Origin of the sequence: Streptomyces sp. NPDC127108, assembly GCF_042677545.1 — a bacterium.
Classification (GTDB): domain Bacteria; phylum Actinomycetota; class Actinomycetes; order Streptomycetales; family Streptomycetaceae; genus Streptomyces.
Map to the genome: position 1 here is coordinate 1 of NZ_JBHXTE010000029.1, position 26,447 is coordinate 26,447.

The window sequence follows — 26,447 nt, forward strand, 5'->3', positions numbered from 1 at the left end:
GGTCCCACCCCGCACCGGGCGCCGTCGGCGTCCCCGGTTCACGGCCCCGGACTCACATCCCGGGATCGCAGCAGCCGTCCCGCCGCATGAGGCGTCCCACCTGCAGCCAGTCGGGGCCTTCGTGGGCGTGCCGGGTCGCCTTCGGGAAGGCGGACACGAGGTCGTCGGTCTCGTACGGAGTGCCGCCGCGCAGCACCGCCACGGTCCGCACCAGCGACGCGAAGTCCGTGAACGGGTCGCCGTCCACGACCGTCAGGTCGGCGACCTTCCCCGCCTCGACGGTGCCGAGGTCGTCCGCGACGCCGAACAGCCGCGCGGGAAGGACCGTCACGGTGCGCAGCGCCTCGACCGGGGAGAGGCCGCCACGGTGCAGGGCGCGCAGGCCCAGGTGCAGCGACAGGCCGATCGGGACGAGGGGCTGGTCGGTGCCGAGGGCGACGAGGCCACCTGCGGCGAGGATGCGCCGGTAGATGTCCGTCTCCCTGCGCAGGGTGGCCAGTTGGGCGGCCGTCGGCGGGGTGCCCGCACCCTTCACGACCGCCGCCGCGTCCCACGGCGCCATCACCGCGGTGACCCGGGGGTCGTCGGCGAGACCGGGGTCCGCGCCGAGGAGCGGCGCCGAGGTGAACGGCGTCGCGATCATCGCGAACCGCGCTCCCCGCGCGCTGTAGATCTCCGTGACGTCGTCATAGGAGTACCCGGAAGCCGTGGTGGCGTGCCCGAACTCGGCGCGCTGGGTCGCCTGCAGATGGGTCGTCAGGTCCTGCCCGGACTGGATGCCGGGTGACAGGAAGTGGCTGCCCGAACGCACGCCCAGGCGCTCGTGCGCGAAGTGGGCGGCCTCCTCCATCACCCAACTGGGCGCGCGTACATAGGTCTTGACGAAGTCCCAGTCGAGCTGCGCGGCCCGCTCCAGGGAGCGGCGCAGGCCCGCGCGGGTGCGGTGGGCGCGGCCCATGCTGTACGCGACGCGCCCGCCGTCGAGGAGTTCACCGGTGGTCAGCAGGCGGGGCCCGGCGAGCTGTCCGGTGGCGACCGCCTCGCGGATGCGCGCCTGTTCGTAGGCGAAGCCGCCGAGCGAGACGGCCGTGGTGATCCCGTACGTGAGCTGGCCGGCGGTCTGGCGGCCGCCGTAGGTGCTCTGCCACGGATGGGTGTGGGTGTCCCACAGGCCCGGCAGGACGGTGCGGTCCGAGGCGTCGACGCGGCGGAGGGCGCCCGTGCGGGAGGCGCGGTGCGGTTCGACGGCGGTGACGCGCCCGCCGCGTACGACGATGTCGACGTCCTCGCGGACCGTGTCGCCGGTGCCGTCCCACAGCCGTCCGGCGTGCACGACGGTGTCGGCGGGTGCGGGCCTGCGCTGGTCGAGCGGGACGCGCACGGTGCGGGTGTGGCCGCCGTCGACACCGATGAGGCGCAGCTTGGCGCCCGACAGGTAGAGGAGCGTCTTGGAGTCGCCCGACCAGGTGGGGTGGTCGGCGGGTTCGGTGGTGAGGGTGCGCAGCTCGCCGCGCGGGCTGCCGTCGGGGGCGACGGGCAGCAGGCACAGCGCGGACTCGACGATCACCGCCATCCAGCGGCCGTCGGGCGACCAGACGGGCCCGGAGTCGTACCGGTCGGCGACGGAGGTGTGGGGCGCGACGGGGTGCAGGCGGGCGGTTCCCGTGGTGGCGTCGACGACCCGGATGAGGTTGTAGCCCTCGCGGAAGCGGAGGTTGAGTCGGTTGCGGTCGCACAGGGCGAGCAGGCGGCCGTCCGGCGACCAGCTCGGCCGCCCGGGGATTCCGCCGCCCCCGAGGGGGTCGGCGACGACGCGTTCGGTGCCCGTGTCCAGGTCCCGTACGACGAGCCTGCCCGTCGTGTCGAGGCAGGCGAGCCGCTTGCCGTCGGGCGAGAGCGCGGGGTGCACGCGGCCGCCCGTCGCCAGTGCGGTCTCCTTGCCGGTGGCCAGGTCCCGCCGGTAGACGCCGAGGAGCCCGTCGCGGTCGTCGGCGTACACCAGGGAGCGTCCGTCCCGCGCCCACGTCGGGCCGAGGAGATAGCGCGTGGGCTCCGCCCTCCGCAGCCGCTTCGGCGCCCGGCCGCCCTTCGCGTCCGCGAGCCACAGCGAATTGAGGGCCGCGAAGGCGACCTTGCGGCCGTCCGGCGAGAGCGCGGGCAGATGGACGCCCCGCACGGGCCGCACCCGCTCGTCCGCGAGCCCGAGGTCGTACTCCTTGACCCGGTAGCGCGGCCGGTCCACACGCAGCACGCCGTCGAACGGAATCGCCTCCGCCGTGCCCGGTGCTTCCGGGCGTACGAGGGTGAAGCGCCCTTCGACGGTCAGGAGCAGCCGGCCGTCCTTCGTCCAGCGCGGCGGTACGGGCGCGATGTCGCCGGTGACGTCCACGCGCTTGCCGTCGACGACGAGCGCGCAGGACGCGGCGGGCGACGCGGTGGTGCGCAGATAGGCGAGGCGACGGCCGTCCGTGCTCAGGGCGGGCGTCATGACCTGGGCGTTCTCGGTCTCGGTGTGCTCCACGACGACGGGGCCCTCCCCGTCGGCAGGGACGGTGGCGACGGTCCGTGCCTCCAGGGTCAGGCCGGTGGCCGAAGTGACCCCCTTCGCCCGGACGAACAGGATCCGCTTCCCGTCCGGCGACCAGGCCGGGTCGAAGTCCTCCCAGGGACCGTCCTGCAGCGGGCCGCCCTGCCCCGGCACCCCGGTGACGCGGGACAGCTCGCCGCTGCGCAGATCGAGGACGTGGATGCGGTACGGGCTGCCCGCGACCGGGTCGCCGCCGCGTTCGGACGCGAAGGCGAGCCGCGTACCGTCGGGCGACCAGGCGGGGCCGCGGTCGTCCCAGGGGCCCTCGGTGCGCTGCCGGACCTCCGAGCCGTCGGGACGCATGGTCCAGATGTGGAAGCCGCCGCCCTGGAAGGCGCAGAACGCGATGAGTTCGCCGTCCGGCGCGTACACCGGCCGGTTGGGTTCCAGGCCGGGCGGGGTGAGCTGTTCCGCCTTGCCGCCGCCGCGCGGCTGGGACCACAGGACGTGCTGCACCTCGGCGACCAGCCGGTCCCCGGTGGGCGAGAGCGTCGCCGAGCCGTTGGTGGCCCGTCTGAACGACAGGGGCACACCGGCGGATTCGCGCGCCGCGGCGGGCCCGGCGCCCGCCACCCCGACGGCACCGGCGGCCCCGGCCACGCCTGCGGCGACCAGCAGTTGACGGCGTGACAGTTGAGAGGAACGAGGAGGAGGGAGGGGGGTGTGGTTCCTGTCGCGATCCATGCGAGGAACACTCGCGCACCGCGCTGCGCTGAGCAACACCGCCTGCGCGGGGGGTCACGGGTGTCACTGGGGTGGCGGGCATGGGGCGTCCCGGCGGTGCCCCCGCACGGGCGCCCCGGTATCCCCGACTCCCCGGTGTCCCGGTGTCCCGGTGTCCCCGGCTCTCCGGCTCTCCGGCTCTCCGGCTCTCCGGCTCTCCGGCTCTCCGGCTCTCCGGCGAATATGCGCTGGAGGCCCTGTCCGGCGGGTGCCACGATCGACGCCATGTGCACCTCCCCCGACCCACTGTCGCCCACGGCCTCACCCTCGCCGTCCGTGGTGCGCGCCCTCATCGGCCAGTTGCTGCCAAAGGAACCCGACCTGCGGGTGGAACCCGTCGACGAGGGCGGCGAGCACTCCACCTGGTGGGTCGGCGAGCGGTACGTCCTGCGGCTCACGCTGGACGAGGACGCGGCCGTGCGGCAGCGGCGGGAGGTCGCGCTCCGGGCGGCGATCCAGGCGTACGTGCCGGTCGCCGTGCCGGTGAGCGTCGCGGCCGGCGACTGGGCGCCGGGGCTCGCCTGCACCGTCGACTCCCGGCTGCCGGGGGACTCGGCGGAGCGGCGGCCCGTGGGGCGGGAAGGCGAGCACGACCTGGCCGGGATGCTGCGGGGCCTGCGCGCCCTGCCCCCGGGCAGGGCGTCGGCACTGGGACTCCCCCGGCAGGAGCCGCGAGCGCTGGACGCGCTGCGGCGCTCCGCCGAGGAGGCGCTGGCCCGCCTTGCCGCGTACGGCGAGGCGCCCGCCGCACACGTGCCGCCGCACGGGCCCGCCGCCACGGCGCGCCCCGCGCCCGCCGTCGTACTCCACAACGACCTCAAGGGCGAGCATCTGCTGGTGAGTTCCACGGGCCGGGTCAGCGGCGTGCTCGACTGGGCGGACGCCGTCGTGGGCGATCCGGCCGAGGACGTGGCCGGGCTCGCCCTGTCCATCGGCACCCCGGCGACCGAGCGGGTGGCCGTCGCGGCCGGTCTGGCGCCGGAGGTGTTCCGGCGCGGGGTGCTCCTGGCGCGCTGCGACACCGCGATCCGGCTCGCCCACCGCCTCGACGGCCGTGACGACAGCCCGCTGCCTCTGCTGCGCGCGCAGGTGGAGCGGGCCTGGGCGGGCTGAGGGCGGGGATTCGTGGCCCGGGTCGGGCGGGGCTTTCGTGCTTTGGGCCCGGGTCGGGCGGGGCGTTCGCGCTTTGGGTCCGGGTCGGGCGGGGCTTCCGCGTCTCGGGTCCCGGGCGGACGGGGCCGGCGCGCTCGCCGCCGCCGGAGCGACCCATGTCGTCGTCAGCTCCCGCCCCACCCGCACCCTGCGCAGCACCCGCACCGGAAGCCTTCTGCAACCCCCTGCACCCAGGGGCACAACTCCCATTCCACCCTAGGGATTTCCCTAGGTGCCGCACCGACGCGGCGCCCATCGCGCCGCTTCTACTCTGGACGGCGTCGCCATGCGTCACGGCTCACGCCCTGGGCCGGTCCCTGGGGAGGCGTTGTGCGCTATGTCATCGAGGTGTACCGCGAGCACGACGGTGTGTGCGGAAGCGTCGCCGTCGAGAGCTGCGGCAGTCCGCGGCCCTTCCACGGCTGGCTCGAACTCCTCTCGCTGCTCGAACCGCCGCTGCCGGAGGGTGCGGGGCTGGACGCCCCGCCGTATCAGGAGGCGCCGGATGCCGGGCGGACCGCTCCGCGCCAGGAGCCGCCGGGTGGCGGCCTGACCGCTCTGTAGCGGACAGGCAGCCCGGACAGACGTCTCTGTAGCGGACAAGCCCGGACGGACGTCCCGGACGGACGTCCCGAACAGGCGGCCCGCACGGCCGAGCCTGGCCGGTCCTCGACCACGTAAGTCGGAATTCGCCTTGTGCGGAGCGCCGGTCGCCCACCATCGTGGTGTTCTGGCCATGCGCCCGGCACGGGTCACCGTTTCTCTCTGGTCACCCGCGGCCGGTGCCGATGCGCGGGGGCGGTGATGACGACCGAGGGCACAGCGCACGACCTCTTCCACGCCCCGCCGCCCGGCGACGCGTTCTGTGGTCGCACCCGTGAACTGGCCGCGCTCCAGCAGGACTTCGCCGACGTCTGCGCGGGCTCGCCGCGGCTGGTGCTGCTCGAAGGGCCCGGCGGCATCGGCAAGACGGCCCTGGTGCGCCGGTTCCTCGACTCGGTGCACGGCACCTGCGTGCTGCACGCGAGCGGCGAGGAGAACGAGAGCGCGCTGCCGTGCGGGGTGCTCGCCCAGCTCGTCGGGCAGAGCCCGCTGCCGGTGCCGGAGACCCTGGCCGGACTCGTCCGCGTACCGCAGTCGCTGCACGCCAACCTGCCGCCGCTCGCGGCCGGGTTCGGGCTCCTTGACCTGCTGAGCGAGGTGCAGGGCAAGGGCCCTGTCATCCTGGTCGTGGACGACGCGCACTGGGCGGACCCGGAGTCCCTGAACGCGCTGACGTTCGCGCTGCGGCGGCTGCGCCACGACCGGGTCCTCGCGATCGTCGCGCTGCGCGACCCGCAGGTTCCCGAACTGCCCGACGGACTGCGCCGCCTCCTCACCGACGCCCCCACGCGCCGCCTCGTCCTCGACGGCCTCAGCCCCGGCGAGCTGGCGGCGCTCAGCGTGCGCCTGGGCTCCGCGCGCCTTCCGCACTCGGCGTCCCAGCGGCTGCACTCCCACACCCACGGCAATCCGCTGCACGCCCGCGCGCTGCTCGGCCAGGTGCCGCCCGACGTCCTGCTCGACGTGGCGACGCCGCTGCCCGCGCCCCGGTCGTACGCCATGCTGGTGCTCGCCAACCTCGCCGACTGCGGGGCGGCCACCCAGCGCCTGGTGCAGGCGGTGAGCGTGCTCGGGCTCTCCTGCCGACTGCGCACCGCCGCCCGGCTCGCGCGGGTCGCCCAGCCGCTGCCCGCGCTCGAACGAGCCGTGAAGTCAGGGCTTTTGCGCGAGACGCCCGCCGGAGTGGCCCCTGAGGTCGCCTTCCCGCACCCGCTGGTGCACGCGGCGGTCTACCAGGACATCGGGCCCGCCCAGCGCGCCGCCCTGCACACGCGGGCCGCGGAGCTGGTCGACGACGAGTACACCAAGCTGCGTCACCGGGTCCTCGCCGCCACCGGACCCGACGAGCAGCTCGCCGACGCCCTCGCGACCTGCGCGCGCCGCGAGGCCGCAACCGGCCAGTGGTCCGTCGCGGGCACGCACTTGCGGCACGCCTCGCGCGTCGCGACGAGCCCCCGGGAGCGGGACCGGCTCGCCGTCGAGGCCGTCGAGGCACTCCTGCTCGACGGCCGGGTGCAGGAGGCAGCCGAGCTGGCCAACGGCGTGCCCGACGGGGCCGATCCGGCGCTGCGCGGCTACGTACGCGGCTATGTGGCGCGCGTACAGGGGCGCACGGAGGCGGCCAGGACGCTGCTCGCGGACGCCTGGGAGCAGTGCGACCGCGATCGGGACCCCTGCCTCGCGGCCCGCGCGGCCGAGCAGTTGAGCTACGCGGCCGTGATGTGCGGCCGCGCCGCGGTGGCCGCGCAGTGGGCCGAGCGCGCGCAGCGCCTCTCCACCGCGCAGGGGCCGAGCCGCATGCTGCGCTTCAACCACCTCATCGCCCTCGGCCTCAGCGGTCGCGCCAAGGAAGGCATCGCGCTCGCCGCGGATCTGCCCGACCCCATGATCGTGCCGCTGAAGAGCATCGACCTGCTGCTCGCACGGGGGCAGTTGCGGCTCTGGTCGGACGATCTGCCGGGAGCGCGCCAGGACCTGCTCGGGGCCGTCGCCAACTGCCGTACGACAACGGTGCCGTTGCGGCTGCTCTCGGCGTCCGCGCTCGCCCAGACCCTGCACCGGCTCGGCGCGTGGGACGAGGCGCTGATCCACGCCGAGTCGTCCGCGTCGATCGCCGACGACACCGACCAGTCGTGGCTGAAGCCCGTCACGCACGGCGTCTCCGCGCAGATCCTGGCCGCGCGCGGCGCCTGGGAGCGCGCGTCGGACCATCTGCGGACCGCCCTCGACGTGCCGGGCGGCGCCGAGACACCCGTCGCGTGGGCGTACGCGGTGTGCGCGCGAGGGCACTTCGCGGACGCGCGCGGCGAGCCGCGGGAGGTCGTGGACGCGCTGCGTCCGCTGCTGCGGTTCGCCGAACAGGACGGCGTCAACGAGCCGGGCGTCGTCGACTGGCAGCCGCTGCTCGGCGACGCGCTGGTGCAGGTCGGTGAGCTGGCCGAGGCGGAGGCGGTGCTCGGGCCGTTCGAGGAGCGGGCGCGGGCCCGCGGCCGGCACGCGTCGCTCGCCGCGGCCGCGCGGGCCCGGGGCAATCTGGCCGCCGCGCGCCGCGACCCCAAGCGCGCGCAGGCGGCGTTCGCGCGGGCGCAGGACCACGCCGCGCAGGTCCCGGCGCCGTTCGGACGGGCACGGGTGGAGCTGGACCACGGCTCGTTCCTGCGCAGGATCGGCCGCCGGTCCCTGGCCATCGCGCAGTTGCAGGCCGCGTACACGACGATGACGGCGCTGGGCGCGGCTCCCTACCGGGCGCTGTGCCTGCGGGAGTTGAACGCCTGCGGACGGGCGGTGCCCGACCTCCCGGCGGACGGCCGGGAGCGGGACGCCGCCGCCGACGCCCTGGACGGGACGCTCACCCCGCAGGAGCTGGCCGTGGCCCGCCTCGCCGCCCAGGGCCTCACGAACCGTCAGATCGCCACGGCGCTCGCCCTGAGCGTCAAGACCATCGAATACCACCTGGGCCACACCTACGCGAAGCTCGGGATCACCTCGCGGATCGGCCTGGTCCAGCGGCTCGGGCCGCAGTCCTCGTCGCCGTCGGCGGGCTGAGGTGAACCGGGGTAATCCCCGGCACGGTCCCGGAGGCGCGCGCGGCGCCCCGCTCGTACGGTCGAGCCGGTAGGGCTAGGGCGAACGCGGGAGCCACTGGAGGTGGCCCGATGGTTTCCATCAGGTACGGGGCGGCCGGTGAGGAGCGGCCGACACTGCGGCTGCGGCTGCTCGGGGGATTCCTCCTCACCCGGGAGGCACCGGAACCCGCTTGCGGGAACCCGGACTGCACCGACGTGTGTCCGGACGACCCGGGCTGTCTCGACGCGCGTGCCGGTGAGCCGCTCGACGTGCCCGCGAGCGGCCGTCAGGTGCTCGCGCGGCTCGCGCTGTGCGGGGCGGCGACGCGCTCGGCGCTCGCGGGCACGCTGTGGCCCGACGTCACCGAGGCGCGGGCCCGCGCCAGCCTGCGCACCGCCGTATGGCGGCTCAACGGCGCGAGTTCGGCACTCACCGACGCCCACGACGGCGCCCTCTCGCTCAGCCGCCGGGTGCGCGTCGACATCCAGGACCTCACCGAGGTAGCGCACCAGGTCCTGTCCGGGGACGCCCTGTCGGCGGCGCGGGAACGCATGCGGACGGCCTACCAAGTACTGCTCCTGGGCCGCGAGTTGCTGCCCGGCTGGCAGCAGGACTGGGTGGCCTTCGAACGCGAGCGGCTGCACCAGCTGCGGCTGCACGCCCTGGAGGCGCTGTCGGCGCGGCTCGTGGCCCGGCGCCTGTACGCTCCCGCGCTGGAGGCCGCCCTGGAGAGCACCCGCGTCGACCCGCTGCGCGAGAGCGCCCACCGCGCGGTCGTGTCCGTGCACCTCGCCGAGCACAACCTCACGGAGGCGGTGCGGCAGTACGAGACGTTCCGCGAACTCCTCCTGAGGGAACTCGGCGTGGAGCCTTCCGGCCAGTTCTCGTCGATGCTGCGGCACGCGCTGGTCTGAGGCTGGGACACGCTCCGCTGTGGCGTTACGGTGGTACGCCCTCCTGGGGGCGGCCCCGCGGCACGCTCCGGAAACGCGAGGGCGCGACGGCGGTGCGGGGCGCCGGACAGGGCACCCACGGATGACGTGACGCCGCGGTGACGCCCCTACCGGCACGATGGGGCGTGCCCCGTCCAGGATGCGGGGAGAAGGGGGATCTCCCCTGGTTGAGCGACGCGCCGGCCGTCACGGCCACCACCTGGGTGGTCGCTCATGCCCTGGACGGGGTGCCCAAGTCCCGCGGTAGGCCACGACACGGCCGACCGTGGGCACCAGCCTCTCCCCGCGCGCACTCGCGGCCCACCGGCCGTCGCGCTCACCCCCACAGCTGCCTGCGGGTACCTGCCTTCGGGCGACCACGCACCTGCCTTCGCCCACACAGACGACCACCGACGAAGCCCCCACCCTTGCCAGAGGGGGAATCCCTCACCCACGCCAGAGGGGCCGGGCTCCCCCGAGCCGCCCGGCCCCTCCACTCCCCCCGGCCCCGGAGCCGGACCCCGCTGCCCGACCCGGCCCGGCCCCGCCCCCGGACCCCGCCCCCCGGCTCAGCCCTCCCCCGCCTCCCGCAACCGCTCGATCGCCCGCTCCACCGGCCGGTGCGGCAGGCCCGTCCTGCGGCACAGCTCGCCCTGCGGGACGTCCCGCAGGACCTCCTCGACGGGCTTGTCGGCGAGGGCCGCGATCTCGCGTACGTAGGCCTCGACGCGGCTCACCGGGTCGTCCGCCGGGGGCCCGGCCGCGGGCGCCGTGAGGCCGCCGCGTGCCCCCGACGCGGGCCGCCGGTCCTCCTCCAGCCACGTCGTCCAGACTCCGCGCCCGACGAGGTGCTCGGCGACGCTCTCCGCTACCGAACCGTCCTTGATGACGCCGGGGTCGGCGCCGTCGGCCCGGATGAGCAGTTGGCAGGAGGCGGCCAGCATCGGCGGCGACGACACCTGCGGGGCCGCCCCGTCGAACAGGGTGCTGAGCGCGGCGAGGTCGGGGTGCCCGGGGACGTGCGGGGCGAGGCGCCGGACGACCTCGTCCAGGCGGCGCAGGTCGGGCGCACGGTCGAGGAGCATGGCGTGCGCGCCGACGATGCCGAGGAACGGGTCGAGGCGCCCCGAATCGAGCATCGGGAACAGCTGCCGGTCCGACGTCAGGTCGATGCCCTGGCGCAGCCCGGAGAGGGCGGCCTCGCGGGCGAGGTTCAGGGCCTCGTCGGCCGGGCGCCAGCCGGTGCCGAGCGGGGCCATCTCGACCGTGGCGTGCTGCGGCTGCGGCCCGTACGGACCGTTGCCGACGAAGACGAGCGTGGTCCAGCCCTCCGACACCCACAGGGCCTGGGCCAGCGGCAGCCCCTCGCCGGAGGGTTCGCGCAGCCGCAGCCGGTAGCCCCCGGGCGTGAGGCGGCCGCTCCAGGCGGCCCAGCCCTGCTGCGGGTCGGCCCGCCAGCCCGTCTCGCCGCCGTCCACGGCCGCGCCGGTCCCGTCGGTGATCTGGAGGGCGCAGGGGTCGAAGCGCCAGCCGGGGCGCAGGTTGCGCAGCAGCACCATCAGGCTGGGCCGGCCGCGCCGGTGCGTGGATTCCGTGCTCCAGCGCAGGGTGGCCTCGCGGTGGGCGGCCTGCGTGGTGACGGTGCGTTCGACGGGGGCCGGTGCGGGGATGCGGGGCAGTGGCAGGCGGGCGGTGAAGGCGGTCGTGCCGACCTCGACGAGCTGGCTGGCCACGGCGCCCGCGAAGCGCTGTTCGATGCGGTAGATGCCGGGGGCGACGGTCGTCTCGATGGTGCCCATGCCGTGGGTGACCTCGGTCATCGCCTCGTCGGTCACGGTGACGAGGACCGACGGGGTGTCGGGGATGACGACGAACGGGACCTCCGGGCCCCGCTCGGCCCCTGCCGTACCCGGCTTGTCAGAACTGGACAACGCTGCCACCCCCGGTCACTACCTCGAAGAACCCGCCGTCCGTGAACTCCGGCGCGGTCAGGCTGTCCGCGACGACTTTGTAGAGCCCCGGCACCAGCGACGCGACGTGGTCCGCCCCGTCGATGTCCAGCCTGCGCGGCTCGTCGAAGCCCCGGCCGCGCAGCTCGACCCCGCCCTTGAAGCCCGGCGGGAAGCGCAGGGTCACGGGGTACGAGCCGACGCCGCCGAGCCCCCTGGCGAAGACGATCGGCGTGCTGGTCTCCCGCAGGAACCGGGCCTCCTGCGGGACGAGTTCCCCGGCCGTCCGGTCGAGGACGTGCCGGCGTACGTAGCGCGCGAGACTGTCCGACGTCACCTCGCCCTCGGCGGTGACGGTACCGCCGCCCGCCCCGCGCAGCCCTTCGAGGAGGGCGGTGGTGAAGTGCCCGCGCGACTGGTCGGGGTGGGGCGAGAGCTGTTCGTAGGCGGGGTCGCCGAGGGCCGAGCCGTAGCCGACGAAGCACTCGACCTTGTCGGGGGCCTCGGTGGTGTCGGTGAAGGGCGGCCCGAACGCGGTGACGCCGCCGAAGCGGGTGCGGCAGCAGTCGGCGAAGAAGACGATCTCGTGGAACGGCGACGCCGATTCGTACCACGACAGGTACGGGCGTACGGCGATGTGGTTGCCGAGGAGGTCGATCGCGGCGTTGGCCATGAGCAGCGCGGCGTCGCCGCCGAACGGCGCGATGCCGTGCCCGGCGAGGAACACGTACAGCCGGGTGTCGGCCCAGTCCCCGCCGCCCTCGACGGCGGCGCGCACCGCGCAGTGGGTCCGGTACAGGGCGCGGTTGACGTTCTCGCGGGTCGGGACGGCGCTCATCACGTCGGCCTCGCGCTCGTCGCGTTCGGTGGCCGTGACGAGCGTGACGTTCCGCTCGGGTACGTCGCCTCCGGCCGAGTCCACGAGCCAGTCGTGGAACCGTGCCGCGTCGCCGCGCGCGCCGCTGAGGTCGCTGATCGCCGGATAGCGGTTGATGCCGACGACCACGGCGTAGTGCAGGTCGTTCATCGGGCTTCCCCCTTTGTGAACCCGTGCGGACGCGTCCGCCCGTCAGTCGGCGAGCATCCGCGCGAGGCTCGCAAGGACCTCGGGGTCGTTGTCGAACGCGCCGTGCGTACGGGCTCCGGATTGCAGCCCGGGCTCTCCCGCCCCCGCCGCCACCGGCGACCACACGGTGCGCCGCGGGTCCGCCGCGAGGAACGCCCGCAGGTCCTCGGAGTCCTGCCCGCCGAAGGCGCCGTCGGCGGTGAACCAGCGCTGCATGCCGGCAATCGGCGCGACGGCCGACTGCCGGGCGGGGCCACGCTCCAGGACGCCGGAGATGAAGTAGAGCAACGACCTCGGATAGAGCAGCGGCACCAGGTGGTCGGCGCGCTCGGCCGGGTCGGTCATGGTGAACATCCGCAGCCGGTCGAAGAGTTCGCGGCGCAGCCGTACGACCGGCGCGAGCTGGGTGACGGTGCAGGCGGGGGCGAGGAGCACGACGTCGCGGACGCGGAAGTCGGCGGGCAGCGGGTCGTCGGCCGCGGCGCGCCTGCGGGCGAGGTCGGTGAGCAGGTTGCCGATGAACACGGCGCCCGCGCTGTGCCCGACGACGGTGACCTTGGGGCGGCTGCCGGAGGCGAGGAGCTGGCTGAAGCGGTCCAGGAAGTAGCGGCCCGCGCGGGTCTCGTCGGACTGCGCGAACGTGTCGGCCGTCTGCCGCTTCATGGCGTCCCAGACGGCGGCGCCCACGTTGGCGACGTAGAACTCCCGCAGGATCTCCTCGACGACGGTCGGGTACATGCCGTGGTCGGTGCGCAGCCGGAACCGGCCCACGACGGCGGCGATGACGCGCACCGTCTTGCGCACGAGGAGCGCGGAGGTCACCAGGGCGCGCCGGTTGCCGCCCTCGGCGGTGTCCGCGGCGAGTTCGGCGACCGTGTCCGGTGACATGAGTGTGGCGACCGCCGCGCGCCCCCCGTTGATGTCGCGCGCGGCGGTCGTCGTGGGTGCCGACCGCAGGACCGAGCCCACGATTTCCCGGTTGCGGTCGGCTAGTTCGGTGTCCGCCGACAGTTCGGCGGTGATGAGGACGCGTTCGGCCTCGCCGAGCGGTGGTACGGCGGCGGGCGGGGTCAGGCGCGCGTACGGTTCCTGGCCGGTGCGCAGCAGGGCGAGTTCGGCGGCCACGGCCCGGGCGGGCGGCGCGCCCAGCACACCCGCGGCGCGTCGGCCGGGACGCTGGAAGACGACTCCGGCGGCGTAGCGGGTCACCCGGTTCAGGAGCGTCTGAAAGACGCCCTCGCCGAGGATCTGCGGCAGGTTGCCCTGCAGGGTCTCCAGGAGGCCGCTGCTCCACACGAAGAACACGGGCTCGGCGCCCGCCGCCTCGTACACCGGCGAGAGCCGCTCGGCGGTGGCGAACCCCAGCGTGTCGTCGACGAGCCCGCCGTGGAAGTGCAGGACCACGCGCGGCCGGTCCTTGAGGCTCGCCACCAGCGCGTCGATGTCGTCGGTGGTCGTGGTGGCGAGCCGTCCGCTCGTCCCGCTGTGTACGCAGCGCCTGCGGGAAGGGTGCATGTCCGGACCTCCGGCCGATTGCCGCACGCCAGGAGCCCCCCGTCGCGGAAGTCCCCCGACTCCTGCCGCTCCTGGCACGGCCACCGTAGAACCGCCGTGCGCGCCGCGTCCTCGGGGGCGGGCCCAGGGATTACCCCAAGGCGGTCGCGGGGCGCTCCCCCAGGCACTCCCGTACGGCCGCGACGAGGCGGTTGGCGCGCGCGTCGCCGTGCCCGATCATCTTGTTGGCCACGTACGCGAAACCCACCCCGAACTCGTCGTCGCCGAAGGCGAACTGGCCGCCGGAGCCGTCGTTGGCGAAGCTGCGCGGCCCCAGGGTGGGGCGGAAGGCCGGGGCGTCGAGGAGGAAGCCCGAGCCCCAGCGGACCCCCATGTCGAAGCCGAGCCAGGAGGTGCCGCCGGACTGCTCGCGCACCGCGTCGGTGACGGTCTCGCGGCTCAGCAGCCGCTCGGATCCGTCGACGCCGGTCGCGGCGGCGGCGTACAGCGCGGCCAGGCCGTGCGCCGAGGAGACCGCGCCCGCGCCGGGGATCTCAGCGCCGAGGAGCGCCGGGTCGTTCCAGCCGTGCGGGACGTCGACGCCGGGGAAGACGAAGGCTCCGTTCATCGTGACCATGCGGGTGAGGATCGATTCGGGGCCGGGCATCGGCGGCCGGCCCGGCGCCTCGACGAGCCGCGCCAGGGCGCCGAGTTCCCGCTTCGGCAGGCCGATCCAGGTGCGCAGGCCCAGCTCGTCGGCGACGGCCTCGCGGAAGTAGGTGCCCGGGGTGAGTCCGGTGACGCGGCGGATGACCTCGCCGAGGAGGAAGCCGAAGACGTGGGCGTGGTACTCGTACGTCTCACCGGGCGCCCACAGCGGTTCCTGTTCCTCGATGGCGCGCACCACCGGCGTCCACTCGGTGATCTCCGCGAAGGCCGGGGACGCGTCGAGGACGGGGAGCCCGGCCCGGTGGCCGAGGACCATGCGCGGGGTGATGGACTCCTTGCCGCCGCGGGCGAACTCCGGCCAGTACGTGGCCACGGGGGCGTCCAGGTCGAGGCGTCCCTGCTGCGCGAGCAGATGGGCGCAGAGGCTGACGATGCCCTTGGCGCAGGAGAAGACGGGCACGACGGTGTCCTGCCGCCAGGCCCGGCCGGTCTCCTGGTCGGCGACGCCGCCCCACAGGTTCACGACCTCGCGTCCGTCGACGAACACGGTGACGGCCGCGCCGAGTTCGTCGAACTCGGTGAAGTTCTCCGCGAAGACGTCGGCGACCGCCCCGAACCGTTCGTCGGCCCACCCATTGTGTTCCACTGTCCCGCTGCTTTCTGGTGACGCTGGGCTCGCGCGACGGCACAGACCTTCGGCGAGCGATGACCGGCACACGGTACGTGCCCCCACCATCCATCTCCAGCGAATTACGGGCCCGTCGAAAAGGCCGGGCCCCTGGGGGAACGGTCTACGGACCCGGCGGCGTGGGCGCGGCGGGCACTTGGAGGGGCGGCGGCACGGCCTCGGCAAGGACCAGGGCGCTGGAGGGGATGGCCGCCCGCATCTCCAGGAGAGCCACCAGCGCGGTATGCAGCTGCTCCACGCCCTCGTACGCCTCGTGCGCGAGGATCAGTCGGGCCCGGGTCTCCAGGTTCTGCCAGGCGTACCTGCGGCGCAGGTTCGCCATCTGTCGCGCGTCGGCGCGCAGAAACGTCGACCCGGCCGAGAAACCCGCCGACAGGAGCGCGAGGATCGCCGCGGGCACCCGCGCCCCGGGCGAGGCGAGGCCGGCGGCGCCGGAGATACCGGCGAGCACCGCGGCCGGAAAGCCCAGGCAGATGTAGGTGGCGTTCCACAGCTTGCTGCGCCGCTGTGCCCGCCGTGCGCCGATCCGCGACTCGGCGGCGATCTGCCTGACCTCTTCGGCGAGGTGCCGCATCCGGCCGTCGGACGGCCCGTTGCCATCGGCAGAGCCGTCGTCGCGCCGCCCGGCGGTCCCGTCGTCGGGCTGCCCGTCTCCTGTCAACATCCGTTCCCCCCGGAGTCAGAGCCGGGATCGTATCAACTGGGCGCTCTCACCTCGCCCTTCACTTCATCCACTCCGCCTCGTACGCCGCGTACGTCCCGTCGTGCGTCGCGAGGTGCACGAACTGGTCGACGTACTCCCGGAATTGCGCGTCCGCGCGCGGCACGGCGTACGCCTTCTCCGCGAAGGTGAAGGGCTTGTCGGGGTGGAGCGAGCACAGCTCGGGGTGGATCTTCGCCTGGTAGCGGTTCTCGCTGGCGTCGGTCATCATCACGTCCGCGCGGCCGTCGATGATCTCCTTGAAGATCGTGGAGTTGTCCGGGTGCACGATCAGGGAGGCCTGCTTGATGTGCGCGCGGGCGAACTGCTCGTTGGTGCCGCCGGGGTTGACGACGACCTTGGTACCCGGCTTGTCGATGTCGGCCAGCGCCCCGTCCCCGAACCGCGCCTTGTCTGCGCAGCGCACGATCGGCGTCTTGCCGTCCTCGCGGGTCGGCTCGCTGAAGGCCACCTGGCGGGCGCGCGGCAGCGTGATGGAGACGCCGCCGACGGCGATGTCGCAGCGCCCGTCCGCGACGTCGTCGGCGATCTCCTTCCAGGTGGTGGCGACGAACCGGGGCCTGGCGTCGAGGGACTTGGCGAGGTCGTGGGCCATCTTGATGTCGATGCCGCTGTACGTCCCGTCGGCCTCGCGGTGCGTGAAGGGCCGGTAGTCGCCGGTCGTGCACACCCGTAGGACGCCCTTCTTCGGCACGGAGTCGAGGAGGGTGCCCTTGCCGGGCGAGGGGTGGTGGCCGCGGCTCGCGCCCGGCGCCGCGGGCGCGGCGGCGGTGACGGCGAGCAGGCAGACGAGGGCGGACAGGGTGGCGGCACGCTTCATGCGGGCGGTTCCTCTCTGGCGTCAGACTCGGTGCGGGGTGAGCGGCGGCAGCAGGGCCGCCGTCAGGTCGGGGCCCGTGCCATCTTCGTACGCGCCGTCCGCCAGGTCGTCGAAGGGGTACAGGGGCCGCTCCACGCGGTGGTGTCCGAGCCGTAGAAGGTCCTGGTCGACGCCGCCCGGGGTGAGCGCGAGCAGCCAGTCGGCCGCCATGTCGTACAGCTCCGGCTCCAGGTAGCCGATCTTCACGACGACCAGGTCGTATGTGCGCGGGTCGATGCCGAGGCCACCCTCGGCCGGGCCCGTGAAGTCGGCGAGCGTGTGGAAGGGCTTGCGGCGCTCGACCAGGATCAGGGTGAGTCCGCCGACCCGGACCGCCGCCATGTCCACGCCCCGGTCGTACGCGCCGCCCTCGGCCCTGTCCTTCTGGTCGGTGGCGCGCTGCAGGGCGACGACGGTGGCGGTGAGGTCGTAGGGACCGCCGTGGTCGGCGTCGACCTTGCCGCCGACGGACAGCTCGACCTCGGCGCCCACACCCGCCTCGAAGCAACGGGCGACCGCGACCGGGTCGGTGATGCCCGGGTGCACGGCGGTGACCTCGCCGGAGCGGATCGCGTCGTGCTCCAGGAGCTTGCCGAGCATGTACGCGAGGTCGCCCGCGCCGCCCGCCGTCGGGTTGTCGCCGGAGTCGCTGATGAGGAACGGCCGCTTCGTCGAGGCCACGGCCCGCTCGACGCACTCCTCGGCGCTGCCCGTCGGGCCGACGAAGACGAAGTCGCGGCGGGCGTCCCAGTAGCGCCGGGCCAGTTGTCCGGCCTCGGCGGCGGCGCGTTCGGCGTCGTCGCCGGTGACGACGATCGCGGCCTGGCAGCGCGGCTCGTCCGCCCAGGCGTAGCCGACCCACATCGCGGCGTCGAGGATGCCGGGCAGCCGCTCGATGTCGGCGAGCGAGGCGTACAGGGACTTGGCGGGCTCGAGGCGGGTGCTGGTCTTCTCGCCCGGAAGGAGGACGGGCACCTGCACCCAGGCGCGGTGCGGGCGCCGCCCCTCGCGCAGACAGCGCACCAGGTTGCGGGCCGCGCGCTCGCGGGTCTCCCAGGCGTCCTCGTGCGGGGCGAGGCGGTGTGCGGTGAGCAGGTCGACGGGCGCGGCGAAGCGGTGCGAGACGTTGCCGTGCAGGTCCATGGCGGTGGAGATCATGGGGCGCCCGGTGCCGTCGGGGGTGCCGACGGAGTCGAGGGCCGCGCGGACGGCTTCGGTCAGGTCGGCCTCGGCGTCGGTGAGGCCGACGACGCTCATGGCGCCGTGGATGTCGTACACGAGCCCGTCGAGGGGGCCCGCCTGCCGGATGCGCGTGACCAGTTCGTCCTTGAGGGCCAGATACGACTGGGCCTCCACCGGGCCACCGGGGAGCGCGGTCGCGTGCAGCAGGGGCACCCACTCGACGAGGTCCGCGAGGTCGGAGTCCGGCTGCGTCCAGGTGTAGCGGTCGAGGAGTTCCTTGCCGCGGGTCTGGCGGAAGTCGTCGGCGGTGGAGCGGTGTGGGCAGAACGTGGAGGACTCGATGCCGATGCCGCCGATGCCGACGCGCAGGCGGCGGTGGGTAACGGCCGGGGCGGTCGCGGGGGCGGCCGGGGCGGTGGTCATGCGGGTGCGCTCTCTTCCTGGTCGGCGGGGGCGGAGGGCTCCTTGGCGGTGGAGTCCTCGGTGGTGGTGCCGGACGGTTCCTGGTCCCGGTCGGGGCTCCCGGCCGCGAGGTCCGCGGGGCCCGTCCGCAGGTGGCGGCGCAGCGCGGTGAGACCGGCGCCGAGCAGGCCCGCGTCCGGTCCCGTCACCGTGGTGGTGATCTCCAGGTCGGCGGTGCACACGGGCAGGCAGCGTTCGTAGAGCACGCCCCGGACGGCGGCGACCAGCGGCTCGGCGGTGGCGAGTACGCCGCCGAGCGCCACGGCCTGCGGGTTGAAGAAGTTCACGACGACGGAGAGGACCGCGCCGATGTGGCGGCCCGCGGTGCGCACCAGGGTGGTCGCCAGCGGGTCGCCGTCGGCGACGAGCCGGAGCAGCTCGCCCGTGGTCGCCACCTCCACGCCCTGGCGGGCGAGTTCACGGATCAGCGCGGCGCCGCTCGCGACGGTCTCCAGGCAGCCGATGTTCCCGCAGCTGCACGGCCGGTCGCCCGCCTCCTCGACGCGAACGTGGCTGATGTCCCCGGCCGCGCCGTTAGCGCCGTCGTGCGGGCGGCCCGACGCGATGACACCGCTGCCGATGCCCCGGCCGGCCTTGACGACGACCATGTGGTCGAGGTCGGGGCGGGCCACTCCGTGCTCGCCGACGGCCATCATCGTGGCGTCGTTCTCGACGGACACGGGCAGGCCGAGGCGGTCGGCGAGGACCTCGCGCAGCGGGTAGCGATGCCAGCCGGGCATGCGGGAGGGGCTCAGGACGCGGCCCTCGCCGGGGCGGACGGGGCCGGGGAAGGCTACGCCGAGGGCGCGCACGGTGCGGCCCGCCGCGCGTTCCCGTGCGGCGAGTTCGGTGACGCGCTCGCACAGCCAGTCCACGGCCGACTCGGGTCCTGCGGTGATGTCGTGCGGCAGGTCGGCGGTGTCGCGGACGGTGCCGTCGAGGTCGACCGCGCCGAGCCTGGCGTGGTGGCTGCCGAGGTCGGCGGCGAGCGCGATGCCGCCCTGGGCGCGCACCCGCAGGAGCCGGGGGCGGCGTCCGCCGCGCGAGGCGCCCTCGCCGGACTCGGTGAGCACACCGGCGGTGACGAGTTCCTGGACGCGCAGCGACACGGTGGACGGCGCGAGTCCCAGCTCCCGCACCAGGTCGGCCCTGGAGGCGGCCGCGCCCGACGAGACCAGCCGCACGATGTGCTGTGCCGATCCGGGTTCGCCGTGTGCGTTGCTGGCCATACCGACCCCGTTCGTTCGACGAGTTGCTTCGAGTACCAGCCGAACACTAGGTCCCGACGAACGAAGTTGACCAGACCCTCCAAGAAAGGTGCCCGAACTTCCGACCTTTCACATTCTTTGCCGAACGAAGCTCTTGACTTGCTTTTCCTCGCAGGCCTAGCGTTCGGGCCTCCCCGCCGCTCACGTGTGCGGATCGGTCCCGGCAGTCCCTGGAGGCCCACCACCATGCGCTCAGTCAAGGCAGCCGCAGTCGCGGGCCTCGTGCTCGCGGTCCTCACCGGCTGCACCCGCGAGGGCGGCCGCGTCGACATGGGCCCGACCGGCGGCGTCCCGGTCGAGGGCGGCACGGCGACCATGGCCCTGCCGCCCAACGCGACGCCCAACTGGATCTTCCCGATCGGGCCACCGGGCTATGGCGCCTCGTACAACGCGGGCATCCAGTTCCTGCTGTTCATGCCGGTGTACGACGCCGTCCTCGACAAGGAGAAGGGCGGCCTGACCACGCACGGCCCGAGCACGCTCGGCCTGGAGCCGAAGTACTCCGACGGCAACAGGACCGTGACCGTGCCGCTGCGCAAGGGCGTGAAGTGGTCCGACGGCAAGCCGGTCACGGCCCGCGACCTGGAGTTCTGGTTCAACCTCCTCAAGGCCAACAAGGCGAACTGGGGCAACTACTCGGTCGGCACGATGCCCGACAACGTCAAGCGGTTCGAGACGCTCGACGACCACACGGTGCGGCTGCGCCTGACCCGCGCGTACAACCCGGACTGGTTCACCGCCAACCAGCTCACGCTGATGCGGGCGCTGCCCCAGCACGCCTGGGGCGCCCGGACCGACGGCGGCCCCGTCGGCGACTTCGACCGTACGAAGAAGGGCGCCAAGGCCGTCTTCGCCCGGCTCACCCGGCATGCGAAGAGCCTCGGGTCGTACGGCTCCGACCCGCTGTGGAAGACGGTCAACGGACCCTGGAAGCTGGCGGGCTGGCGCGACAGCGGCCAGGTCACCATCGTCCCCAACGAGAAGTTCACCGGCCCGAAGTCCCAGCGCCCGCACCTGGACAAGGTCGTCTTCAAACCCTTCACCACCGCCGACTCCGAGTACAACGTGCTGCGTTCGGGCGGTGTCGACTACGGCTACATCCCGCCGTCGGTGATGGCGCAGAAGGGGAAGTTCGAGGACAAGGGCTACCGCGTCGATCCGTGGGAGGGCTGGGCGGCGACGTACATCGTCTACAACTTCAACTCCACCCACGCCGGTCCGCTGATGCGCCAGCTCTACATCCGCCGCGCGATGCAGCACCTCGTCGACCAGAAGGCGATGAGCGACGTCATCTGGCAGGGCAGCGCGACGCCGACGCTCGGCCCGGTGCCGGTCACGCCGAAGAGCCAGTACCTGTCGAAGGCGATGGAGCGCGACCGCTACCCGTTCTCCGTGGCGAAGGCCAAGTCCCTGCTCACGTCGCACGGCTGGGAGACGAAGGGCGGCACCGCGCGCTGCGTGCGCCCCGGCACGGGCGCGGACGAGTGCGGCGAGGGCATCGCGAAGAACGACCCCCTGGAGCTGACGCTGCTCTCGCAGTCGGGCTCCACGGAGACGACGAACACGATGCAGGAGCTGAAGTCGTCGCTCTCCAAGGCGGGCATCGACCTCACGGTCCGTCAGCAGCCGCTCAACTCGGTGCTCGGCAACTCCGTCCCGTGCACCGCCAAGGACCCCGGCTGCGACTGGGACATGTCGTTCTTCGGCACCGCGGGCAGCTGGTACTACCCGCTCAACCCGAGCGGCGAGCAGCTGTTCTCCACCGGCGCGTCGGCGAACTTCGGCAACTACAGCGACAAGAAGGCCGACCGCATCATCCGCGCCGTGCAGTACTCCCCCGACATGAAGGCCGTGCACGAGTACGGCGAGTACCTGGCCGACCAGCTGCCGGTGATGTGGATGCCCAACCCCGCCTACCAGGTCTCGGTGATCCGCAACGACCTGCGGGGCATCGAGCAGAACCCGACGGTCACGTTCGCGCCGCAGGACTGGTACTACGTCAAGAAGGGAGCCGACAAGTGACCGGCTTTCTGGTCAAGCGCTTCCTGCAGGCGCTCGTCGTCCTCTTCCTGGTGTCGATCATCGTCTTCGTGCTCCTGCACATGCTGCCGGGCGGCCCGGCGCGCGCGATCCTCGGCCCGAAGGGCACCCCGCAGCAGATCGACCAGTTCAACCACCAGCAGGGGTACGACCGTTCACTGCCGACGCAGTACTTCATGTACGTGAAGCGGCTGTTCACGGGCGACCTCGGGGACTCGTACAAACTCAACTCGCCCGTCTTCGAGCTGCTCAAGCAGCGGCTGCCGAAGACGCTGCTCCTGACGGTCCTCTCGACCGCGCTGGCCGTCGTCATCGCGGTGCCGCTCGGTCTGCTGCAAGCGGTCCGGCGCGGCAAGGCCTCGGACTACGCGCTCACCGGGCTCGCGTTCCTGCTGTACGCGACGCCGGTGTTCTTCCTCGGCCTCATCGTGATCATCCTGTTCGCGCAGGTCTTCCCGGTCTTCCCGGCGGAGGCACCGCAGGGCGAGTCGGTCGGTGAACTCCTCGGTGACTTCACGGGACTTGTGCTTCCGGTGGTGACGATGGCGTTCGGCATCGTGGCGATGTTCAGCCGCTACATGCGCTCGGCGGTCCTGGACAACCTCACCGAGGAGTACGTCCGCACCGCCATGGCCAAGGGCCAGTCGAGCCGTCGCATCCTGGTCCGGCACGTCCTGCGCAACGCGCTCATCCCGCTCGCGACACTGCTCGGCCTGTATCTGCCGACGCTGTTCAGCGGCGCGCTCGTCGTCGAGTCGATGTTCAACTACCCGGGCATGGGGCTGCTCTTCTGGAACGCGGCCCAGGGCTCGGACTTCCCCGTGCTGCTCGGCGTGACCCTCGTCGTCGGCATCGCCACCGTCGTCGGCTCCCTCCTCACGGACATCCTCTACGCCGTCCTCGACCCCCGGATACGGAGCGTGGCATGACCACCACGACGGCCCCACGCACCGCGCCCGGGCACGAGGAGGCCGCGCAGGCCACCCCCTCGCTGGCCCGCCGCACCCTCCAGGTCTTCACCGGCAACAAACTCGCCCTGACCGGCGTCGTCCTGCTCGTGCTGCTCCTCGCCTTCAGCTACCTCGGCCCGCTCCTGTACGACACCGAGCAGATCCACACCGACCTGTCCCGGGCGAACCTCTCCCCCGGCACCGACGGCCATCTGCTCGGCACCACCGACCTCGGCTACGACATGGTCGGCCGCCTCATGGTCGCGGGCCGGACGTCCCTCGAGATCGGCCTCGCGGCGGGGCTGCTCGCCACCCTGTTCGGCACCGTGTACGGCGCCGTCTCCGGCTACTTCGGCGGATGGGTGGACGCCACGATGATGCGGATCACGGACGCGGCGCTCGCGATCCCCGCGATGTTCCTGCTCGTCGTGGTCGCCGCGATCATCACGCCCAGCAAGGGCGTCCTCATCCTCATCATCGCGGCCGTCGCCTGGCTGTCCCCGGCACGGCTCGTGCGGGGCGAGGCGCTCTCGCTGCGCAACCGCGAGTACGTCCAGGCGATGCGGATGATGGGCGGCGGGGGCGCGCGGGCCGTCTTCAAGCACATCGTGCCGAACGCGATCGGCACCGTCATCGTCAACTGCACCTTCCAGATCGCCGACGCCATCCTCTACGTCAGCTATCTGGCGTTCCTCGGCCTCTCCATTCCGCCGCCGTCGGCCGACTGGGGCTCGATGCTGTCGGCCGGGATCACCTATACGCAGAACGGCTACTGGTGGCTGATCTTCCCGCCGGGCATCGCGATCGTGCTGGTCGTCGCCGCGTTCAACTTCATCGGCGACGGGCTGCGGGACGCGTTCGAAGTACGGCTGCGCAAGTAAAGGAACTCGCCAACATGGATGACATGGAAGAGCCGGGCCGCGCGCCCGCGCCCCTGCTCCGCATCGACGGCCTGCGCGTCGACATCGCCTCGCGCGACCGCACCGTGCACGCCCTCGACGGTGTCGGTCTCGACCTCGCGCCGGGCGAGGCCCTCGGCATCGTGGGCGAGTCGGGCTGCGGCAAGACCATGACCGCCCTGAGCGTCCTCGGACTCCTGCCGCCCGGTGGCGCCGTCACCGGCGGCCGGATCCTCTTCGACGGCCAGGACCTGGCGGCCGCGTCCGCGCCGACGCTGCAGAACATCCGCGGGAACACCGTGGGCATGGTCTTCCAGGACCCGCTGACCTCGCTCAATCCCACGATGACGATCGGCGCGCAGGTGGCCGAACCGCTGCTCCTGCACCGGTCGGGCATCGGCAGGAAGGAGGCGTGGGCGCGGGCCGAGGAGATGCTGCGGCTCGTCGGCATGCCGCAGCCCGCCGAGCGCATGAAGTCCTATCCGCACCAGCTGTCGGGCGGCATGCGCCAGCGCGTGGCCATCGCCATGGCCCTGGTGTGCGAGCCGAAGCTCCTCATCGCCGACGAGCCCACGACCGCGCTCGACGTCACGACGCAGCACCAGATCCTGGAGCTGATCGACAACCTGCGCCAGACCCTCGGCATGGCGATGATTCTCGTCACGCACGACCTGGGCGTCATCGCCAACCGTGTCGACCGCGTCGCGGTGATGTACGCGGGCCGGGTCGCCGAACAGGCCGACGTGAAGGACCTGTTCGCCCGCCCCCGCCACCGCTACACCGAAGCCCTGTTCGCGGCGCTCCCGGAGAGGGCGGCGGACCGGGGCACCGAGCTGCACACCATCCCCGGTCTGCCGCCGAGCCTCACGGCGCGGCCGACGGGGTGCCGCTTCGCACCGCGCTGCGCGTTCGCCACGGACGAGTGCCGGGAGCGGGAGCCGGACCTGGAGCCGGACGGGGCGAGGGACGGGGCATCGGCTACGGCGCCCGAGCAGGCGGAGGAGGCCGCGGCGGGCCACCGCTTCGCCTGCTTCCACCCCGTGCCCTACGGCGACGCGCCCGCCGAGCAGGTCGTGACGCCACCGCCCGCCGCGGCCACCGAACCCGGCGACGTACTGCTCGAACTCGACACGCTGGTCAAGGAGTTCCCGCTCACGGGCGGGCCCTTCGCGCGGCGCCGGGGCACCGTGAGCGCGGTCGGCGGCGTCTCGCTGACCGTCCGCAGGGGCGAGACGTACGGCATGGTCGGCGAGTCCGGCTGCGGCAAGACGACGCTGGGCCGGATCGTGGCGGGCCTGGAGGAGCCGACGGCGGGCACGGTCCGCTTCGACGGCCGTGATCTGTCCGGGCTCTCGCGCGCGGAGCGTCGCGCGCACCGGCGCCGCATCCAGCTGATGTTCCAGGACTCGACGGCGGCGATGGACCCGCGCATGCGGGTCGGTGAGATCCTGCGCGAGCCGCTGGTCATCCAGGGCGTCGGCACCCGCGCGGACCAGGAGCGGCTGACGGCCGAGCTCCTCGACGCCGTGGGTCTTCCGCGCGGCGCCGTGCACCGCTACCCGCACGAGTTCTCCGGCGGCCAGCGCCAACGCCTCGGCCTGGCACGGGCGTTGACGCTCGCACCGGACCTGGTGGTGGCGGACGAGCCGGTGTCGGCGCTCGACGTGTCGGTCCAGGCCCAGATCCTCAACCTCATGCGGGAGCTCCAGCGCGAGCGCGGACTGACCTATCTGTTCATCTCCCACGACCTGGCGGTGATCCGCCATCTCGCCGACACCGTGGGCGTCATGTACCTCGGCAAACTCGTGGAGTCGGGCCCGGCCGAGCAGGTGTACGCCCACCCGCTGCACCCCTACACGCGCGGCCTGCTCGACACGGTGAACGTGCCCGACCCGGCCGCGGCGTCCGGCGGGGACCGCGAACCGCTGCGCGGCGAGACCCCGTCCGCGGCGAAGCCCCCGTCCGGCTGCCGCTTCCGCACCCGCTGTCCGTTCGCCGAGGAGGTCTGCGCGACGACGGAACCCCCGGTCAGCGCCCCTGACGGGGCGGGGCACCAGGTCGCGTGTCACTTCCCGCTGGCCGCGCCTCGGCTAGCGTCGGCGGTATGAACGAGGTGGCGAGTACGCAGGCGGGGCCCGGCAACGGCGGCTCAGCCCTGGCCGCGGCGCTGGCACGCGGGCCGCTGGTCGTCGACGGCGGCCTTTCCAACCAGCTTGAGGCCGCCGGCCACGACCTGTCCGACGACCTGTGGTCGGCGCGGCTGCTCGCCGAACGGCCCGAAGCGGTCCGCGCGGCCCACCGGGCGTACTACGAGGCGGGCGCCGACGTCGTGACCACGGCCAGCTACCAGGCCACGTTCGAGGGCTTCGCGCGGCACGGCATCGACGCGGTCAGCACCGCCGAGCTGCTGCGTCTGAGCGTCACCCTCGCGCGCGAGGCGGCGGCGCTCACCTCGGCGCGGCGCCCGCTGTGGGTGGCGGCGTCGGCGGGCCCGTACGGCGCGATGCTCGCCGACGGCTCGGAGTACCGCGGCCGCTACGGCCTGAGCCTTGCCGACCTGGAGCGCTTCCACCGCCCCCGCCTGGAGGTCCTCGCCGACGCGGCGCCCGACGTGCTCGCCCTGGAGACCGTCCCCGACCTCGACGAGGCCCGTGCCCTGCTGCGCGCGGTACGGGGCCTCGGCGTGCCCGCGTGGCTGTCGTTCACCGTCACCGGCGACCGCACCCGCGCCGGGCAGCCCCTCGCCGAGGCCTTCGCGCTCGCGGCGGACGCCGACGAGGTCATCGCGGTGGGCGTCAACTGCTGCGATCCGCGCGACGCGGACACCGCCGTCCCGCTGGCCGCCCGCGTCACGGGCAAGCCGGTCGTGGTCTACCCCAACTCGGGCGAGTCCTGGAACGCGGCGAGCCGCACCTGGCAGGGCCCGGCCCGCTTCGCGCCCCGCCGGGCGAGCGCCTGGCGCGACGCGGGGGCACGCCTCATCGGGGGCTGCTGCCGGGTGGGTCCGGAGGCGATCACGAAGGTGGCGGAGGAAGTCCGCGCCTGAGGGCGCAGCGTGCGAACGACCATCCGGGCGGCCGCCCCGCACCCGCTCCGTTGCCCCGACCCACACCCTGACCTGGGGAGAAACGCGCCAA

Annotated in this window: 18 protein-coding genes; 9 read left to right on the forward strand and 9 right to left on the reverse strand. The window is 73.6% G+C overall.

All coding sequences use genetic code 11. From position 1 onward, the window contains the following. Positions 1-52 precede the first annotated feature (52 nt). Complete coding sequence (locus ACFVHO_RS24305) at positions 53-3,271, reverse strand: amidohydrolase family protein (protein ID WP_385718274.1); 3,219 nt, start codon at positions 3,269-3,271, stop codon at positions 53-55. Between the two features lie 264 nt (positions 3,272-3,535). Between ACFVHO_RS24305 and ACFVHO_RS24310 the strand changes: the two genes are divergently transcribed. From ACFVHO_RS24310 to ACFVHO_RS24325, 4 genes are all read left to right on the forward strand, one after another. Further along, complete coding sequence (locus ACFVHO_RS24310; protein ID WP_385718277.1) at positions 3,536-4,423, forward strand: aminoglycoside phosphotransferase family protein; 888 nt, start codon at positions 3,536-3,538, stop codon at positions 4,421-4,423. Positions 4,424-4,792: 369 nt separating this feature from the next. Next, the gene (locus ACFVHO_RS24315; protein ID WP_385718280.1) at positions 4,793-5,026 is read left to right on the forward strand and encodes a hypothetical protein; all 234 of its coding nucleotides are present in this window, start codon (positions 4,793-4,795) and stop codon (positions 5,024-5,026) included. 240 nt (positions 5,027-5,266) lie between these two features. Next, the gene (locus ACFVHO_RS24320) at positions 5,267-8,110 is read left to right on the forward strand and encodes an AAA family ATPase (protein WP_385718283.1); all 2,844 of its coding nucleotides are present in this window, start codon (positions 5,267-5,269) and stop codon (positions 8,108-8,110) included. Positions 8,111-8,220: 110 nt separating this feature from the next. Beyond that, positions 8,221-9,045, forward strand: coding sequence for a BTAD domain-containing putative transcriptional regulator (locus ACFVHO_RS24325; protein WP_385718286.1), 825 nt, complete (start codon positions 8,221-8,223; stop codon positions 9,043-9,045). Positions 9,046-9,632: 587 nt separating this feature from the next. Here the strand turns inward: ACFVHO_RS24325 and ACFVHO_RS24330 are convergent. The 8 genes from ACFVHO_RS24330 to ACFVHO_RS24365 all read right to left on the reverse strand — a co-directional run bounded on the left by ACFVHO_RS24330 (position 9,633) and on the right by ACFVHO_RS24365 (position 19,382). Beyond that, the gene (locus tag ACFVHO_RS24330) at positions 9,633-10,994 is read right to left on the reverse strand and encodes a hypothetical protein (protein ID WP_385718289.1); all 1,362 of its coding nucleotides are present in this window, start codon (positions 10,992-10,994) and stop codon (positions 9,633-9,635) included. Then, positions 10,981-12,039: a caspase domain-containing protein gene (locus ACFVHO_RS24335; RefSeq protein ID WP_385718291.1), complete on the reverse strand. Its 1,059-nt coding sequence runs from the start codon at positions 12,037-12,039 to the stop codon at positions 10,981-10,983. Before ACFVHO_RS24335 ends, ACFVHO_RS24330 begins: the two co-directional genes overlap by 14 nt. A gap of 42 nt (positions 12,040-12,081) precedes the next feature. Further along, on the reverse strand, positions 12,082-13,593 hold the full coding sequence (locus ACFVHO_RS24340; protein ID WP_385718294.1) for a hypothetical protein: 1,512 nt from the start codon (positions 13,591-13,593) through the stop codon (positions 12,082-12,084). A 130-nt stretch (positions 13,594-13,723) separates the two neighbouring features. After that, on the reverse strand, positions 13,724-14,887 hold the full coding sequence (locus tag ACFVHO_RS24345) for a serine hydrolase domain-containing protein (RefSeq protein ID WP_385718296.1): 1,164 nt from the start codon (positions 14,885-14,887) through the stop codon (positions 13,724-13,726). A gap of 145 nt (positions 14,888-15,032) precedes the next feature. Beyond that, complete coding sequence (locus ACFVHO_RS24350) at positions 15,033-15,593, reverse strand: hypothetical protein (RefSeq protein WP_385718299.1); 561 nt, start codon at positions 15,591-15,593, stop codon at positions 15,033-15,035. Positions 15,594-15,651: 58 nt separating this feature from the next. Continuing rightward, complete coding sequence (locus ACFVHO_RS24355; protein WP_385718302.1) at positions 15,652-16,470, reverse strand: transporter substrate-binding domain-containing protein; 819 nt, start codon at positions 16,468-16,470, stop codon at positions 15,652-15,654. Positions 16,471-16,491: 21 nt separating this feature from the next. After that, positions 16,492-18,114 carry a M81 family metallopeptidase gene (locus tag ACFVHO_RS24360; protein WP_385718305.1) on the reverse strand — a complete coding sequence of 541 codons (1,623 nt, stop codon included), beginning with the start codon at positions 18,112-18,114 and terminating at the stop codon, positions 16,492-16,494. Continuing rightward, positions 18,111-19,382, reverse strand: coding sequence for an ROK family protein (locus ACFVHO_RS24365; RefSeq protein WP_385718307.1), 1,272 nt, complete (start codon positions 19,380-19,382; stop codon positions 18,111-18,113). The genes ACFVHO_RS24360 and ACFVHO_RS24365 overlap by 4 nt, the downstream gene beginning before the upstream one ends. A gap of 225 nt (positions 19,383-19,607) precedes the next feature. Between ACFVHO_RS24365 and ACFVHO_RS24370 the strand changes: the two genes are divergently transcribed. From ACFVHO_RS24370 to mmuM, 5 genes are read left to right on the forward strand one after another with little or no spacing between them, the layout of a single operon-like run. Beyond that, positions 19,608-21,443: a peptide ABC transporter substrate-binding protein gene (locus ACFVHO_RS24370; protein WP_385718310.1), complete on the forward strand. Its 1,836-nt coding sequence runs from the start codon at positions 19,608-19,610 to the stop codon at positions 21,441-21,443. Continuing rightward, complete coding sequence (locus tag ACFVHO_RS24375) at positions 21,440-22,390, forward strand: ABC transporter permease (RefSeq protein WP_385718313.1); 951 nt, start codon at positions 21,440-21,442, stop codon at positions 22,388-22,390. The genes ACFVHO_RS24370 and ACFVHO_RS24375 overlap by 4 nt, the downstream gene beginning before the upstream one ends. After that, entirely contained in the window at positions 22,387-23,292 is a 906-nt protein-coding gene (locus ACFVHO_RS24380) for an ABC transporter permease (RefSeq protein WP_385718316.1), read from the forward strand. Before ACFVHO_RS24375 ends, ACFVHO_RS24380 begins: the two co-directional genes overlap by 4 nt. A gap of 14 nt (positions 23,293-23,306) precedes the next feature. Next, a complete protein-coding gene (locus tag ACFVHO_RS24385; protein ID WP_385718319.1) occupies positions 23,307-25,418 on the forward strand; it encodes a dipeptide ABC transporter ATP-binding protein in 2,112 nt (703 codons plus the stop codon). Beyond that, positions 25,415-26,356, forward strand: coding sequence for a homocysteine S-methyltransferase (gene mmuM / locus ACFVHO_RS24390; protein WP_385718322.1), 942 nt, complete (start codon positions 25,415-25,417; stop codon positions 26,354-26,356). Before ACFVHO_RS24385 ends, mmuM begins: the two co-directional genes overlap by 4 nt. The last annotated feature ends 91 nt before the right edge of the window (positions 26,357-26,447 follow it).

Excerpts from the sequence above, each read along its gene's own strand:
- ACFVHO_RS24305 (WP_385718274.1), bottom strand. The coding sequence starts at position 3,271 with ATGGATCGCGACAGGAACCACACCCCCCTCCCTCCTCCTCGTTCCTCT.
- ACFVHO_RS24310 (WP_385718277.1), top strand. The coding sequence starts at position 3,536 with ATGTGCACCTCCCCCGACCCACTGTCGCCCACGGCCTCACCCTCGCCG.
- ACFVHO_RS24320 (WP_385718283.1), top strand. The coding sequence starts at position 5,267 with ATGACGACCGAGGGCACAGCGCACGACCTCTTCCACGCCCCGCCGCCC.
- ACFVHO_RS24325 (WP_385718286.1), top strand. The coding sequence starts at position 8,221 with ATGGTTTCCATCAGGTACGGGGCGGCCGGTGAGGAGCGGCCGACACTG.
- ACFVHO_RS24335 (WP_385718291.1), bottom strand. The coding sequence starts at position 12,039 with ATGAACGACCTGCACTACGCCGTGGTCGTCGGCATCAACCGCTATCCG.
- ACFVHO_RS24340 (WP_385718294.1), bottom strand. The coding sequence starts at position 13,593 with ATGCACCCTTCCCGCAGGCGCTGCGTACACAGCGGGACGAGCGGACGG.
- ACFVHO_RS24350 (WP_385718299.1), bottom strand. The coding sequence starts at position 15,593 with ATGTTGACAGGAGACGGGCAGCCCGACGACGGGACCGCCGGGCGGCGC.
- ACFVHO_RS24355 (WP_385718302.1), bottom strand. The coding sequence starts at position 16,470 with ATGAAGCGTGCCGCCACCCTGTCCGCCCTCGTCTGCCTGCTCGCCGTC.
- ACFVHO_RS24360 (WP_385718305.1), bottom strand. The coding sequence starts at position 18,114 with ATGACCACCGCCCCGGCCGCCCCCGCGACCGCCCCGGCCGTTACCCAC.
- ACFVHO_RS24365 (WP_385718307.1), bottom strand. The coding sequence starts at position 19,382 with ATGGCCAGCAACGCACACGGCGAACCCGGATCGGCACAGCACATCGTG.
- ACFVHO_RS24370 (WP_385718310.1), top strand. The coding sequence starts at position 19,608 with ATGCGCTCAGTCAAGGCAGCCGCAGTCGCGGGCCTCGTGCTCGCGGTC.
- ACFVHO_RS24380 (WP_385718316.1), top strand. The coding sequence starts at position 22,387 with ATGACCACCACGACGGCCCCACGCACCGCGCCCGGGCACGAGGAGGCC.
- ACFVHO_RS24385 (WP_385718319.1), top strand. The coding sequence starts at position 23,307 with ATGGATGACATGGAAGAGCCGGGCCGCGCGCCCGCGCCCCTGCTCCGC.
- mmuM (WP_385718322.1), top strand. The coding sequence starts at position 25,415 with ATGAACGAGGTGGCGAGTACGCAGGCGGGGCCCGGCAACGGCGGCTCA.